Source organism: Kurthia gibsonii (assembly GCF_006539985.1).
GTDB lineage: Bacteria > Bacillota > Bacilli > Bacillales_A > Planococcaceae > Kurthia > Kurthia gibsonii.
On sequence record NZ_BJOB01000050.1, the window covers coordinates 1 to 15,647 of the forward strand.

Sequence of the window (15,647 nt, forward strand, 5' to 3'; positions counted from 1 at the left end):
TTTCGGAGAGGTGAATTCCCTTTGGCATGCAGAAAAGTCCCTTTTAAAAAATCTTCGTTATTCAATAGTGATCTTCTAAAAGATATAAATTTTCGCTTTAGATTTGCTCCTATTAAATAAAAGTAAATAGAATCATGTAGGAAGTCACGCGTTTTTTACTAAAATTCACTTTTTTATTGGAGTTTCTTCTATTATATAGATGAATTTTCAGAAATCTTATTACAATCTAATCCGTCATATGAAAGCTTAAAATGTGTCAAAAAGAGAAATGAAAATATTGACATTTGTATGGCGTTTTATTTCTGTTATAATAGTCAAGATAAACAAAAGTAGGGAGAGAACTAAAAATGGGAAAAGTATATGTATTCGACCATCCATTAATTCAACACAAATTATCATACATCCGTGATATCAATACAGGAACGAAGGAGTTTCGTGAACTAGTTGACGAAGTAGCTACACTAATGGCATTCGAGATTACACGTGATTTACAAACAGAAGAAATCGAAATCCAAACACCTGTTACAAAAACAAAAACAAAAGTATTATCAGGTAAAAAGATGGCAATCGTGCCTATCCTACGTGCTGGTTTAGGCATGGTAGATGGTATGTTAAAACTAATTCCAGCTGCAAAAGTAGCACACATTGGTTTATACCGCGATCCAGAAACTTTACAACCGGTAGAATACTACGCAAAATTCCCAGCTGATATTGAAGAACGTGAATTCATCATCGTTGATCCAATGTTAGCTACAGGTGGTTCTGCAATTGAAGCAATGAACTCACTGAAAAAACGCGGCGCGAAAAATATTCGCTTCATGTGTTTAATTGCAGCTCCAGAAGGTGTAAAAGCAATTCAAGAAGCACACCCAGAAATCGATATTTACATTGCGGCATTAGATGAAAAACTAAATGACCACGGTTATATCGTACCTGGACTTGGTGATGCAGGCGACCGTTTATTTGGTACAAAATAATACATTGTACAGGGATGGTGCAAAAAACATGAAAAAGTGGAAAGTAATGACTGTGTTTGGTACAAGGCCGGAAGCCATTAAGATGGCGCCTCTTGTAAAAGCGTTGCAGCAAAATACAGAGCAGATTGATACAGTTGTGACGGTAACGGCGCAACACCGCGAAATGCTTGATCAAGTATTAGAAACTTTTAAGATTGTTCCAGACTATGATTTGAATATTATGAAAGAACGCCAAACACTTCTTGATGTTGCGACACGCGGTTTAGAAGGTCTCAATCAAATTATGAAAGAGGCGAAACCAGATGTTGTGCTCGTGCATGGAGATACAGCGACTACATTTGTGGCGAGTTTAGCTGCTTTTTATAATCAAGTAGCGATTGGTCACGTAGAAGCAGGTCTTCGCACGTGGAATAAATATTCACCATATCCAGAAGAGATGAATCGTCAACTAACAGGTGTGTTAGCGGACATTCATTTTGCACCAACTGAACAAGCAAAAGAAAATCTTCTAAGAGAAAATAAAGAGCCGAACTCAATTATTGTGACAGGGAATACGGCGATTGATGCACTTGCGACAACTGTTGCAGATGACTATACACATCCTGTACTTGAATCAATTGGTAACGATCGAATGGTTCTACTAACCGCACATCGACGTGAAAACTTAGGTAAACCGATGGAAAATATGTTCCGCGCGATTCATCGTATTTTAGAAGAACATCCAGATGTACAAGTAGTCTATCCGATGCATTTGAATCCAGCAGTTCGTGACACAGCACGCGCAATTTTAGAATCGCATGAACGCGTTCATTTAATTGAGCCGCTTGAAGTGTTTGACTTCCATAATTTTGCGTCACGTTCTTACATGATTTTAACGGATTCAGGTGGTATTCAAGAGGAAGCGCCGTCACTAGGAAAGCCAGTACTCGTATTACGAGATACGACGGAACGACCAGAAGGAATTGAAGCGGGGACACTCAAGCTTGCTGGAATAGAAGAAGAGACTATTTATGATTTAACGAAAGAATTATTGACGAATAGTGCACTATACAATCAAATGGCAAAAGCATCGAATCCTTATGGTGATGGTCATGCTTCTGAACGTATTGTAGAAGCGTTAATCGCTTTTCTAGAAAAATAAAAAAACAAAAACTACTCGAACAGCTAGAATACGAATATTCTTAGTCGAGTAGTCTTTGTTTTTAAAGTTAAATCGAGAAATAAAGAACATTTCCAAGTTTTTTCTTAAATTTGTCGACTATTTGACAAAAGTGTACAGGTTGTGAAGTTTTTATGCAGAACCAATTGACATGAAATATTCACTATTGTATGCTAACAAAGGGTAAGAATGATAAGGGTTTCTATGTCTGAATATCAAGCCGTACCTCTTTTTTTTATGGAGTTTGGTTATTGACGTATAAGGCAAATCCCTAGCTTTTGACTCTTTTAACGTTTTCGGACGTGTAAAGGTTCTTATATGGAGCGATGGTACTTCATTAAATGTTAGCTAATAATACATAATAAGTTTCCGATTAAGTTAAGCAATGCTTACTTTGGTAACGGTTACCCTTAATATGTTCCACAATTAGCTACGTTCCATCCGGTGGTCAGCTTTATATCCATCATTCGAAAAAAAGATTCAGGAGACTAAAGACCAAATGGTAGAAATGCATCGGATTTTTAAAAAGCAGGTAATAGGTTTTATTATTTTGCTAATCGTTTGTGCAATCGGCTGGGGCTTTACATCGTACCACGCGTTATTCGCAGGTCTCGCATTAGGTGCCCTTTGTGGTCTATTTAATTTTTGGAACCTGGTCCGAAGAATGGAAAGCTTTGATCGTAAGACACGTCAGGGACAAAAGGTTAAGTCCTTAGGTACCCTTATTCGCTACGGATCAGCTTTACTTGCGGCAGCAGTTGCAATAACTTGGTCTGAATATTTTAACGTAGCTAGTACTGTCGTTGGATTAATGATTCCGTACATTCTACTTTTTGTAGATAGGATCATAGTTCAGTTGAAAAACTAAATAAGCAAAGCGCATGTGAAAGAGAGGTGAACGAACAAGTGGAACATAAAAATCCTTATTTTGAAATAGCTGGTTTAGGTTTCAATACAGCAGACGTCATGATGTTATTAATCACAGCAGTGATTGTATTCATTATTGCAGTTGTATCAACGCGTAAACTTCAGTTAAAGCCAACTGGTATGCAAAACTTCATGGAGTGGGTTATGGACTTCGTGAAAGGTATCATCTCAAACAACATGGACTGGAAGACAGGTGGTCAATTCCACATCTTGGGTATTACATTAATCATGTTTATCTTTGTAGCGAATATGCTAGGTCTACCATTCTCAATCTCTGTAGATGGTTACTTATGGTGGAAATCACCAACAGCAGATCCGGTTGTTACACTAACATTAGCTGTTATGATTCTTGTCTTAACAAACTACTATGGTGTAAAAGCACAAGGTATGAAAGGATACTTGAAGACATTCGTGTCTCCAATGAGCTTCTTACTACCAATTAAGATTATTGAAGAACTTGCAAATACATTAACTCTTGGTCTACGACTTTACGGTAACATTTTTGCCGGAGAGGTATTATTAGGATTATTGGCAGGTCTGGCTACAGCATGGTCAGGTGCTGGTTTCTTAGCAGCTTTCATTCCAATGATGGCATGGCAAGCATTCTCAGTATTTATTGGAGCAATCCAATCATTCATCTTCGTTATGTTAACAATGGTTTACATGTCTCACAAAGTGAGCAAAGACCATTAATTAATTATAAACCAGTTAATTCGTATTCATTAGGGATTAGCTAAACAACAAAAAATATCATATTTCCAAGGAGGAAAATTTACAATGGGTTTAGGTTTAATCGCAGCAGCAATCGCAGTTGGTCTAGGTGCACTAGGTGCAGGTATTGGTAACGGTCTTATCGTAGGTCGTACAGTTGAAGGGATCGCTCGTCAACCAGAATTACGTGGAGTATTACAAACAACAATGTTCATCGGTGTCGCTTTAGTAGAGGCATTACCAATCATCGCAGTAGTTATCGCGTTCATCGTAATGAACAAATAATTTGTCTTCAATGTTTCTTGGCGAAGTCTTAATTAGTTGAGTCACTTCGCCTTTCATTTATATCGGTTTCATTACCGATATAAATTCCTTTAGACTACAAATCTTAAACAAGATTCAATTATAAAAAAATTTCAATTGACTCTAAGCTCTTGAAGGGAGTGAAACAATCGTGTTATTAGATTATTTAGTGCTAGGTTCCGCAGCGGGCCAAAACCAATACGGTACAATTTTAGCAACTTTAGTAGTATTCGTAGTATTAATGCTTCTTCTTAAAAAATTCGCATGGGGTCCACTTATGGGAATTATGCAACAACGTGAAGAATTAGTTGCAAACGAAATCGAATCAGCTGAAAAAAGTCGTAAAGAAGCACATGAATTATTAGAAGAACAACGTAGCCTTCTTAAAGAAGCTCGTACAGAAGCGCAAGCGATTGTGGAGAACGCTAAACAACAAGCAATTCTTCAAAAAGAAGAAATTGTTTCATCAGCTAAAGCTGAAGCAGTTCGTTTACAAGAATCAGCGAAACGTGATATTGAGAGCGAAAAAGAAAAAGCTATCGCAGCTGTTCGTGAAGAAGTGGTTTCACTATCTGTACTGGCAGCAACTAAAGTTCTTAACAAAGAAGTTTCTACAGAAGATAATCGTACGCTTATCGAAGAAACGATTGCGAAGGCAGGGGAAGCTCGATGAGTCAATCCATTGCAGCGAATCGCTATGCTAAAGCCTTATATGAATTGGCAAAGGAAAAAAACGTAGTTGCTGAAACAGTAGCTGACTTACGTGAAGTAAGAATCGTTTTTACAGAGTCTAAAGATTTATTCAATCTTTTAGTATCTCCTAACCTAACAACAGAGAAAAAGTTTGAACTAATTGATTCAATTTTTTCATCTGTACAACCAATTATTGTCGATGCACTAAAAGTTATCTTAGTTAATAACCGAATCGACGAAACTGTAAGTGTGATTGATTCGTTTATCCGCATTGCGAATGATGAGTCAGGTGTAGAAGATGCAATTGTGTATTCTACAGAAGCGCTTACTGAAGATCAACTTGAACGAATCTCAACAACTTTTGCTAAGCAAGTTGGTAAAGATTCATTAAATATTACAAACGAAATTGATTCATCATTAATTGGTGGAATCAAATTAATCATTGGAAACCGAATTTACGATAATACAATCGTAAGCAAAGTGAACGGTTTACGTCGTGCATTACTAGGTTAATCCAAAATTATTGTGAGAGGTAGAGGTGACAAACGTGGGCATCAAAGCTGAAGAAATCAGTGTTCTTATTAAACAGCAGATGGAAAATTTCCAATCTGAGATGCAAGTTAGCGAAGTTGGTACAGTCATCAGTGTCGGTGATGGTATCGCTCGTGCTCATGGTCTTGACAATGCCATGTCTGGGGAATTATTAGAATTCTCTAATGGTGTTCTTGGGTTGGCTCAAAACCTAGAAGAAAATAACGTAGGTATCGTTATTTTAGGTCCAACACAAGGCATTACAGAAGGCGACGAAGTTCGTCGTACAGGTCGTATTATGGAAGTACCAGTTGGTGAAGAACTAATTGGTCGTGTAGTAAATACATTAGGTTTACCAGTTGATGGGTTAGGTCCAATCAACACTACTAAAACTCGTCCAATCGAAAGCCCAGCTTTCGGTGTAATGGCTCGTAAATCAGTAGACCAACCTTTACAAACAGGAATCAAAGCGATTGACGCACTTGTTCCAATCGGTCGTGGTCAACGTGAGTTAATCATCGGTGACCGTCAAGTTGGTAAAACTTCAATCGCAATCGATACAATTTTAAACCAAGCGGACCAAGATATGATTTGTATCTACGTTGCAATTGGTCAAAAAGAATCTACTGTACGTAACGTTGTAGAGACTCTACGCGCACACGGTGCATTAGATTACACTATCGTACTTACTGCGTCAGCATCTTCTCCATCTCCAATGTTATACCTAGCTCCTTATGCTGGTGTTTCAATGGCTGAAGAATTAATGCTACAAGGTAAAGACGTATTAATCGTATATGATGATCTTTCTAAGCAAGCAGCAGCTTACCGTGAGCTTTCATTATTATTACGTCGTCCTCCAGGTCGTGAAGCTTACCCTGGTGATGTATTCTACCTACACAGTCGTTTATTAGAACGTGCAGCTCGTCTTAACGAAAGATACGGCGGTGGTTCAATTACTGCATTACCATTCGTTGAAACTCAAGCTGGTGATATCGGTGCGTACATCCCAACAAACGTAATCTCAATTACGGATGGACAAATCTTCTTACAAGCTAACTTATTCAACTCTGGTGTACGTCCTGCGATTAACCCAGGTTTATCAGTATCTCGTGTTGGTGGTTCTGCACAAATTAAAGCAATGAAAAAAGTTGCCGGTACGCTACGTCTTGACTTAGCGACATTCCGTGAACTTGAGTCATTCGCTCAATTCGGTTCAGACCTAGATGCAGCTACAACTGCTAAACTTGAGCGTGGTAAACGTACAGTAGAAGTTCTAAAACAAGATCTAAACAAACCATTGAAAGTTGAGCGTCAAGTTGCAATCATCTACGCTTTAACAAAAGGTTTCTTAGATGATATCCCTGTACATGACATCGTACGTTTCGAAAACGAATTTAACTTATGGTTAGATGCTAACGATGCAAACCACAAAAACGTTTTAGGTACAATTCGTGAAACTAAAGGCCTTCCAGCTGATGAAGATATGAAATCAACTATTGAAGCATTCAAGAAAACTTTCGCAATCTCAGAAGAAGCTTAATTTAGTGAAAACGAACTTTTAAAAAAACGGTAAGGTGGTGAAATACCAGTGGCAACATTACGTGAGGTAAAACAACGTATTAACTCTACAAAATCTACAAGTAAAATCACATCAGCGATGCACTTAGTATCATCTTCTAAGATGTCACGTGCAGAGCGAAATGCGAAAAAGTACGTACCTTATATGGCTAAAATTCAAGAAGTAGTAGCTGCAATCGCTCAAGGAACATCGAATGCTTCTCACCCGATGCTAGTTGAACGCCCAGTTAAGAAAAGCGCATATTTAATTATCGCTTCTGACCGTGGTTTAGCAGGTGCTTACAACACGAATGTAATCCGTACTGCATTAAACGGTATGGAAAAACGTGGCCAAAAGAAAGAAGATGTAGTCATCTTTGCAATAGGTCGTACAGTAGCTGATTTCTTTAAGAAAACAGGCTACACAGTTGTGGACGCGGAGATTGGTCTTCCAGATCAACCTGCATTTGCAGATATTAAAGCGATTGCTCGTAAAGCTGTTGGTATGTTCACAGATGGCACATATGATGAAATCTACATGTGTTATAGCCATTTTGTAAGTGCTATTTCTAGCGAATTAGTTGAGAAAAAGTTACTTCCAATCACTGATATCGCGCCAGCTACTTCTACTGCATCTTATGAATTCGAACCATCAGGTGACGAAATTCTAGAAGTATTGCTTCCACAATACGCAGAAAGTTTAGTATATGGTGCGTTACTAGATGCTAAAGCTAGTGAACATGCTGCACGTATGACAGCAATGAAAAACGCTACAGATAACGCTAAAGAATTAATTGATGACTTAACAGTCTTGTATAACCGTGCACGTCAAGCGGCTATTACACAGGAAATTACAGAAATCGTAGGTGGAGCAGCAGCCTTAGAATAGGCTAAAGCTTCATCTCAAACTGTAATAGTTTGATAGGAGGGAAAAAGTATATGAACACAGGACACGTTCTTCAAGTAATGGGTGCTGTTGTCGACGTTAAGTTCGAAAACAACGCATTACCTGAAATTTATAACGCTTTAACTGTAGAAATTAAAAAGCCTAATCAAGAGCCTCAAGTTCTTACACTTGAAGTTGCGCTTCATTTAGGCGACAATACTGTTCGTACAATCGCTATGTCATCTACTGATGGCTTACAACGTGGAGCAGTAGTAACTGACAAAGGTATGGCAATCTCAGTACCAGTCGGTGAAAACACTTTAGGTCGTGTATTCAACGTACTTGGTGAACCAATCGACTTAGAAATCGGTAAACCAGAAATTCCAGCTTCTGATCGTCGTGATCCAATTCACCGTGAAGCTCCAACATTCGATGAGCTTTCAACTTCAGTTGAAGTTCTTGAAACAGGAATTAAAGTAGTAGACTTATTAGCACCTTACATCAAAGGTGGTAAAGTTGGTTTATTCGGTGGTGCCGGTGTAGGTAAAACGGTATTAATCCAAGAATTAATCAACAACATCGCAAAAGGCCACGGCGGTATCTCAGTATTCGCTGGTGTTGGTGAGCGTACTCGTGAAGGTAATGACCTTTACTACGAAATGACTGACGCAGGCGTTATCACTAAAACTGCGATGGTATTCGGTCAAATGAACGAGCCACCAGGCGCACGTATGCGTGTAGCACTTTCTGGTCTTACAATGGCAGAATACTTCCGTGATGAAATGGGACAAGACGTTCTATTATTCATTGATAACATCTTCCGTTTCACTCAAGCAGGTTCTGAGGTTTCTGCATTATTAGGTCGTATGCCTTCTGCTGTAGGTTACCAACCAACTCTTGCTACTGAAATGGGTAAATTACAAGAACGTATCACTTCTACTAAAAAAGGTTCTGTTACTTCTATCCAAGCGGTGTATGTACCAGCCGATGACTACACTGACCCGGCTCCAGCTACAACATTCGCTCACTTAGACTCAACAACTAACCTTGAACGTAAATTATCTGAGATGGGTATCTACCCAGCGGTTGATCCACTTGCTTCAACTTCTCGTGCATTAGCACCTGAAATCGTTGGACAAGAGCACTACGATGTCGCTCGTCGTGTACAATCAACTTTACAACGTAACAACGAATTACAAGATATCATCGCTATCTTAGGTATGGATGAATTATCTGATGAAGATAAATTAACTGTAAACCGCGCTCGTCGTATTCAGTTCTTCTTATCTCAAAACTTCCACGTTGCGGAACAGTTCACTGGTCAACCAGGATCATTCGTACACGTAAAAGATACTATTAAAGGTTTCTCTGAAATCCTTGAAGGTAAATACGATAAATTCCCTGAAGAAGCATTCCACTTAGTGGGCGGCATCGATGATGTTATTGCTAAAGCAAAAAGTTTAGGCGTAACACTTTAATATTAGGGACGAGGAGGAAAAAATATGAAGACCACTGTAGTCAACATTGTCACTCCCGACGGCCCAGTATACGATTCTGAAGTCTCAATGGTAAGTGTGCGTACAACAGGCGGGGAAATGGGGATCTTACCAGGTCACATTCCAACTGTTGCGCCACTTGAAGTTGGGGTTGTTCGTCTGAAAAAAGATAAAACAACTGATTTTGTAGCAGTAAGCGGCGGTTTCGTTGAAATCCGTGGCGATAAAGTTTCGATTTTATCTCCTTCTGCTGAACCTGCTGATTCAATTGATCTTGCTCGTGCGAAAGAAGCACTTCAACGTGCGGAAAAGCGCTTAGCAGCAAAACAAGACAAAAACACAGATTTCAAGCGTGCTGAAGCAGCGCTAAAACGCGCAATGAATCGTATCAACGTTAAAGAGGGTAACATCTAATTTAATAAAAGACTGTCTTAATGACCAACTTTTGTTGGCTTGTTAAGACAGTTTTTTGTTTATACATAAAAAATACCCATTTCAAATCATGAAAAACCTTTATTTTCCTTTTAAATAAATCATCTGTATGTTTTAATAGAGAGTGGGTTGCATAAAAAATGTATTCACTCGATTTTCTTTTGGAAATATGATAAAAATTTGACTGGTAAATGGGACGATTTTTAACCTATACTTCACTTTTTTGTAGCAATATGCTTCATTTATTGAGATAATGAACCTATGTGTATTTTTACTGAAAGGGGAAATGGAATTTGGATTCGATTAATGCAACAATTGGAACGAGTGCACTTTTAGGATTGATCTCGCATATCTTTTTTATTGGTATCGCATTTTACTCATTGCAGAGTTTGATGTATGAGCAAATCTTCAAAAAAGGGAGAGTATTTCAAATCCAACTTCTATTGATTTTAGTGAGTATTGCACTAGGAACAGCTGTATCGAATTTCTTTTTACAGTTTTTAAACTGGTCGCGTCAATTACAATATTTGTTTTAATTGTTAAAGGCGTAAATTTAAAGGGTTTGCACATAAAGCATCCAATATTATATTGCTATTGAAATGAGAGAGAGAAATAATTGCCTGGGAAATAGTCAGGTAATACATAGATGTTTTGCGTTTTATGTCCTGATTTCGAGGGTACTGTTCTTACAGTGGTTCATTTACCTATAAAGAGATGAAAGTCTGTGTTCTAGCGTCTTCTCAGTATCTATAGTAATACAAAATACATTTTGAAAATAGTTTAAAGGGTGCTTGAAATACATCTTGAAAAAAGGTAATATTGTACTTGTTTTGTTACTAATAAATGACATCATACATTTAGAATTTTATGAACGAATAATAGATAAAATAAATACTGAGATGACAGAATATGAGTTCGGAGGGACAGATTAATGGATAAAATTATCGTCAAAGGCGGTCGTGTATTAAAAGGAAATGTACGTGTAGAGGGTGCCAAAAATGCCGTTTTACCTGTATTAGCCGCTACGCTTTTAGCATCAGAAGGAAAGAATACAATTAAAAACGTTCCGAACTTAGCAGATGTATATACAATTGATGAAGTATTAAAAAGTTTAAATGTTGACGTATCTTTTTCACCTGAAACAAATACAGTTGAAATTGATGCTTCTAAAACACTTTCATCAGAAGCGCAGTTTGAATACGTTCGTAAAATGCGTGCCTCAATTCTTGTTATGGGGCCATTATTAGCACGTAACGGTTATGCACGAGTTGCAATGCCAGGTGGATGTGCAATCGGTTCACGTCCAATTGACCAACATCTAAAAGGTTTTGAATTAATGGGTGCGACAATCTCGAACGGACATGGTTATGTTGAAGCAAGAACAGAAGGACGTTTAAAAGGTGCAACAATCTATTTAGATTTCCCAAGTGTGGGCGCAACAGAAAATATTTTAACTGCTGCAGCACTTGCGGAAGGTACAACAATCATCGAAAATGCAGCAAAAGAACCTGAAATCGTAGACTTAGCAAACTTTATTAACGAAATGGGTGGCCGTGTTGTCGGTGCAGGTACAGATAAAATTCGTATCGAAGGTGTGGAACGACTAACAGGAACAACACATCATATTATTCCAGATCGTATTGAAGCAGGTACATTTATGGTAGCTGCAGCGATTACTGGTGGCGATGTTGTCATTGAAAACGCCGAAGCAGAGCATATGACAGCGTTAATTTCGAAAATGGTTGAAATGGGCGTAGAAATCACTGAAGAGGCTTCAGGACTTCGTGTACGCGCTACACATCCATTGAAAGCAGTAGACGTGAAAACGATTCCTCATCCTGGTTTCCCAACAGATATGCAATCGCAAATGATGGCATTAATGTTAGTGACACAAGGTACGAGTGTCATTACAGAGACTGTATTCGAAAATCGCTTCATGCACGTTGAAGAATTCCGTCGTATGAATGCGACAGCAAAAATTGATGGTCGTTCAGTAATTATCGAAGGCCCTTCATCTTTACAAGGTGCAGAAGTAGCAGCAACGGATTTACGTGCAGCAGCAGCACTTATTTTAGCAGGTCTTGTAGCAGACGGTATTACGCGTGTTTCTGAATTAAAACACCTAGACCGCGGTTACGTTGATTTCCATAAAAAACTTGCTTCTCTTGGTGCTGACATCGAGCGTGTATCAAACACAGAAGAAGTTGTCGAAAGAGAATTCCAAGTAAATTAATTTCAAAATGAAGAAGTCCATTTCTCTAGACATGAATTGTCTGTGAAAAATGGACTTTTTATATTTAAATAAAAAGATCGCCTTAATTAATTTATAAGAGCCTTAATGTAATTAGTAGACAGCTATGATAAAATAGTACCTAATAATAGGAAAAAATAAGATACACTGAGAGGGGCACTCATGATGTTTTCAAAAGACGTAGGCATTGATTTAGGTACGGCGAACGTCCTCATATATTTAAAAGGAAAAGGGGTTATTTTAAACGAACCTTCTGTTGTAGCGATTGATCGAAATACGAAAAAGATACTAGCTGTTGGAGAAGAAGCGCGTCAAATGATTGGACGTACTCCAGAAAATATTGTTGCGATTCGACCATTAAAAGATGGTGTCATTCATGATTTCGATATTACGGAAGCCATGTTAAAATACTTCATTCAAAAATTAAAATTACGAGGATTTATGTCGAAGCCACGTGTCCTTGTGTGTTGTCCTTCCAATATTACACCAGTAGAGCAAAAAGCGATTCGCGATGCGGTAATTCGTGCAGGTGGTGGTGAAGTCTATTTAGAAGAAGAACCGAAAGTAGCGGCGATTGGAGCGGGTATGGATATCTTCCAACCTTCAGGTAATATGGTCATCGACATCGGTGGTGGCACGACGGATGTCGCGGTTCTATCCATGGGTGAAGTTGTCACAGCACAGTCACTACGTGTAGCAGGTGATCAATTTGATCAAGACATTGCGGCTTACATAAAAAAGAAGTACAAACTATTAGTAGGAGAACGTACAGCAGAGTCCTTAAAAATGTCGATTGGGTCCATGATATTAGCAGATAAAAATGATACAATGGACATTCGAGGACGCGATATGGTGACAGGTTTACCAAAAGTGATTTCTTTTACTTCTGAGGAGCTGTTAGAAGCGATTTCAGATTCTATTGAGATGATTATTAAAGCTGCAAAGAATGTGCTTGAAAAAACACCACCAGAGCTTTCAGCGGATATTATTGATCGTGGAATTATGCTGACGGGTGGTGGCGCATTAATTAGTGGTTTAGACCGTCGTTTAACAGAAGAATTATTTGTGCCAGTATATGTAGCTGAAAACCCAATGGATTGTGTCGTTCTTGGAACAGGTATGATTTTAGATAACCTGAATAACATTTCAAAAAAGTAACTTTTAGCCGATAAATAAACTAGTGAATTTTTTTAAGAAGGGATGAGTGCTTGTGTTTAGAGGGTTTTATACAGCAGCTACAGGTATGATTGCGCAGCAACGTCGTACAGAGATGCTTTCAAATAACATTGCCAATGCGAATACACCAGGATATAAAGCGGACCAATCGACGATTCGATCATTTCCAAATATGCTGATGTCTAGCATTCAAAAAACGGGGGCATCCTCGCTTCAGAACGGCTTTAATCCTAGTAATATGCAGCAAATCGGTGATTTGGGAACAGGCGTTTATATGCAAGAAACATTGCCGAACTTTTTGCAAGGTTCGATTGTGGAAACAGAGAGTAATACGGATGTGGCGCTATTAGATGGAGATCTACCAGTGAATCCACAGACAGGTAAACAAGGAGCAGTATTCTTTAAAGTACAAACAGCCGATAATCGACAAGCTTATACACGTAACGGTAACTTCACAATTGATGGACAAGGTTTTTTAACAACTGCACGTGGTGAATATGTCCTCGATGAAAACAACAACCGTATTGTGTTACAAAATAATGATTTCACATTGAAGTCAACAGGTGAGATTACTGTAAACGGACAACAAGTAGGGCGTTTAGGTGTTGCATATTCTAATCAACCAGATGCACTTGAAAAGCAGGATAATGGTTTATACTTTACAACCGATAATCAAGATTTACCGAATGCTTATAATGCAAATGGTGTTACATTTACGATACAGCAAGGATTTACAGAGAGTTCAAATGTGGACTCAGCACAGACGATGACAACGATGATGGAAGCGTACCGTGTCTTTGAAGCGAATCAAAAAGTCTTGCAAGCTTATGACCGTAGTATGGATAAAGCAGTAAATGAAATCGGTAAGGTATAGGAGGATTTTTAAATGTTACGCACAATGCTAACCGCAACAAACACGATGTCGCAACTACAACAAAAACTCGATACTGTATCGAGTAATATTGCGAATAGCAATACGGTAGGTTATAAAGCACGTAACGCGACATTTGGCGAAATGCTGTATCAACAATTTAATAATGACACAGGAGACCGCGCACCACGTCAATCACCGGCTGGTATTCGAATCGGTGTAGGTGCTCAAATTGCGCAAACAAAATTAAATACGAAAGTCGGAAATGTTACCCAGACGAATCGTAAATTAGACTTTGCCCTAACGAAAGAGAATCAATATTTCACGTTTTTATCACCTTCTTCTGATCGACTTGTATTATCGCGTCAAGGGAATTTTTACTTATCACCGAATGCGAATGGCAGTACGAGTTTAGTGAACTCGGATGGTTATGACGTAGCAGATTCAAATGGGCGTTCAATTCGATTCGATAAAGATGTATCGGACATTACTGTAACACCAGATGGTACAATGAACGTAACCTTTGCAGATGGTGGTCGAGAAAATGTAGAGCTTGGGATTGCACAAGTAAGTAAACCCAACTTGCTAAAACAAGATGAAGATAAATACTTACGCTACTCAGATGATATCGCAGCGCAATATCCAAATGAGGGTGATATTGCAAACTTGATTGTTGGTAATGATCGTGCGCAAATTTCAGTTGAAGGTGGCGCATTGGAATCTTCTAATGTAGACTTATCTAAAGAAATGTCTGAGTTAATTAATACACAGCGTTCTTATCAAATGAATGCACGTACTATTACAATGGCTGACCAAATGTTAGGCCTTATTAATGGTATGCGTTAATAAACACTAGAAGGAGAACAATCGATGGAAGATAGACGAGCTGAAAAGAAGGTAACGCCTACGGTATCAAGACAGGCACGTAAAGAGCAACAAGAGATAGTAGAGGAACTTTCGAGTAAAAGTTACGCGAAAAAATCTATTAAATTTATGCTATTACGCTTATTAGTAATCATCGTCCTCCTATTCATCGCAACCTTCGTTGGATTAATGATTGGTTATGGCGTAATTGGCGATGGTGATATGTTAGATGTATTTAAACCATCGACATGGACGCATGTATTCGATATTATGGATGGTACAGAGAAATAGGGGGATTTAATATGTTAACAGCGAATCAAATTCAAGAAATTTTACCACATCGTTATCCATTTTTATTAGTGGATCGCATTACAGAATTAGAAGTAGGAAAGCGTGCAAAAGGCTTCAAAAACGTAACAGTGAATGAAGAATTCTTCCAAGGACACTTCCCAGGATACTCTGTTATGCCGGGTGTTTTAATCATTGAAGCAATGGCACAAGTAGGTGGCGTAGCGCTATTAAGTTCAGATGATTTTAAAGGTCGTATCGTATTCCTAACAGGTGTCGATAATGCACGCTTTAAACGCCAAGTAATACCAGGAGACGTACTAACAATGGAAGTTGAATTTGTGAAGTTACGTGGCACAATGGGTAAAGGTCATGGTCGAGTGACTGTTGGCGATGAGTTAGTATGTGAAGCAGACATCCTATTTGCAATTGGACCAAAAGCTGAATAACTGATGTATGCAAGAACCGCTGAGATGCGGTTCTTTTTTTGTGTGTGAGAGTATTCTACTTTCGATTGTCGAAATT

General features: G+C 38.5%; 18 protein-coding genes. All 18 read left to right on the forward strand.

The window, feature by feature from the left end:
• Nucleotides 1-347: 347 nt before the first annotated feature.
• Nucleotides 348-977, forward strand: coding sequence for a uracil phosphoribosyltransferase (upp, locus tag KGI01_RS11765; protein ID WP_068455876.1), 630 nt, complete (start codon nt 348-350; stop codon nt 975-977).
• A gap of 28 nt (nt 978-1,005) precedes the next feature.
• A complete protein-coding gene (gene wecB / locus KGI01_RS11770) occupies nt 1,006-2,118 on the forward strand; it encodes a non-hydrolyzing UDP-N-acetylglucosamine 2-epimerase (protein WP_141274837.1) in 1,113 nt (370 codons plus the stop codon).
• Nucleotides 2,119-2,635: 517 nt separating this feature from the next.
• Nucleotides 2,636-3,004 carry an ATP synthase subunit I gene (locus tag KGI01_RS11775; protein ID WP_068455870.1) on the forward strand — a complete coding sequence of 123 codons (369 nt, stop codon included), beginning with the start codon at nt 2,636-2,638 and terminating at the stop codon, nt 3,002-3,004.
• 38 nt (nt 3,005-3,042) lie between these two features.
• On the forward strand, nt 3,043-3,756 hold the full coding sequence (gene atpB / locus KGI01_RS11780; protein WP_068455867.1) for a F0F1 ATP synthase subunit A: 714 nt from the start codon (nt 3,043-3,045) through the stop codon (nt 3,754-3,756).
• A gap of 84 nt (nt 3,757-3,840) precedes the next feature.
• On the forward strand, nt 3,841-4,059 hold the full coding sequence (gene atpE / locus KGI01_RS11785; protein ID WP_068455864.1) for a F0F1 ATP synthase subunit C: 219 nt from the start codon (nt 3,841-3,843) through the stop codon (nt 4,057-4,059).
• Nucleotides 4,060-4,228: 169 nt separating this feature from the next.
• Nucleotides 4,229-4,750, forward strand: coding sequence for a F0F1 ATP synthase subunit B (atpF, locus tag KGI01_RS11790; protein WP_141274838.1), 522 nt, complete (start codon nt 4,229-4,231; stop codon nt 4,748-4,750).
• Nucleotides 4,747-5,283, forward strand: a complete 537-nt coding sequence (locus KGI01_RS11795) for a F0F1 ATP synthase subunit delta (protein ID WP_141274839.1) — start codon at nt 4,747-4,749, stop codon at nt 5,281-5,283. Before atpF ends, KGI01_RS11795 begins: the two co-directional genes overlap by 4 nt.
• A gap of 34 nt (nt 5,284-5,317) precedes the next feature.
• Nucleotides 5,318-6,841 carry a F0F1 ATP synthase subunit alpha gene (gene atpA, locus KGI01_RS11800; RefSeq protein WP_087682508.1) on the forward strand — a complete coding sequence of 508 codons (1,524 nt, stop codon included), beginning with the start codon at nt 5,318-5,320 and terminating at the stop codon, nt 6,839-6,841.
• A 48-nt stretch (nt 6,842-6,889) separates the two neighbouring features.
• Complete coding sequence (atpG, locus tag KGI01_RS11805; protein WP_068455851.1) at nt 6,890-7,747, forward strand: ATP synthase F1 subunit gamma; 858 nt, start codon at nt 6,890-6,892, stop codon at nt 7,745-7,747.
• A 50-nt stretch (nt 7,748-7,797) separates the two neighbouring features.
• Nucleotides 7,798-9,222 (forward strand): F0F1 ATP synthase subunit beta, encoded by a 1,425-nt coding sequence (gene atpD / locus KGI01_RS11810; RefSeq protein ID WP_141274840.1) that lies wholly within the window; start codon nt 7,798-7,800, stop codon nt 9,220-9,222.
• A gap of 24 nt (nt 9,223-9,246) precedes the next feature.
• The gene (locus tag KGI01_RS11815; RefSeq protein ID WP_141274841.1) at nt 9,247-9,654 is read left to right on the forward strand and encodes a F0F1 ATP synthase subunit epsilon; all 408 of its coding nucleotides are present in this window, start codon (nt 9,247-9,249) and stop codon (nt 9,652-9,654) included.
• Between the two features lie 311 nt (nt 9,655-9,965).
• Nucleotides 9,966-10,208 (forward strand): DUF1146 family protein, encoded by a 243-nt coding sequence (locus KGI01_RS11820; protein ID WP_082701482.1) that lies wholly within the window; start codon nt 9,966-9,968, stop codon nt 10,206-10,208.
• Nucleotides 10,209-10,603: 395 nt separating this feature from the next.
• Nucleotides 10,604-11,905 carry a UDP-N-acetylglucosamine 1-carboxyvinyltransferase gene (gene murA, locus KGI01_RS11825; protein ID WP_141274842.1) on the forward strand — a complete coding sequence of 434 codons (1,302 nt, stop codon included), beginning with the start codon at nt 10,604-10,606 and terminating at the stop codon, nt 11,903-11,905.
• A 183-nt stretch (nt 11,906-12,088) separates the two neighbouring features.
• Nucleotides 12,089-13,081, forward strand: a complete 993-nt coding sequence (mreB, locus tag KGI01_RS11830) for a rod shape-determining protein (RefSeq protein WP_141274845.1) — start codon at nt 12,089-12,091, stop codon at nt 13,079-13,081.
• Between the two features lie 52 nt (nt 13,082-13,133).
• Nucleotides 13,134-13,973, forward strand: coding sequence for a flagellar hook-basal body protein (locus tag KGI01_RS11835; RefSeq protein WP_141274843.1), 840 nt, complete (start codon nt 13,134-13,136; stop codon nt 13,971-13,973).
• A gap of 12 nt (nt 13,974-13,985) precedes the next feature.
• Nucleotides 13,986-14,816 carry a flagellar hook-basal body protein gene (locus KGI01_RS11840; protein WP_141274844.1) on the forward strand — a complete coding sequence of 277 codons (831 nt, stop codon included), beginning with the start codon at nt 13,986-13,988 and terminating at the stop codon, nt 14,814-14,816.
• Between the two features lie 24 nt (nt 14,817-14,840).
• A complete protein-coding gene (locus tag KGI01_RS11845) occupies nt 14,841-15,125 on the forward strand; it encodes a DNA-directed RNA polymerase subunit beta (protein WP_068455834.1) in 285 nt (94 codons plus the stop codon).
• Nucleotides 15,126-15,136: 11 nt separating this feature from the next.
• Entirely contained in the window at nt 15,137-15,571 is a 435-nt protein-coding gene (fabZ, locus tag KGI01_RS11850; protein ID WP_068455831.1) for a 3-hydroxyacyl-ACP dehydratase FabZ, read from the forward strand.
• Nucleotides 15,572-15,647: the final 76 nt, after the last annotated feature.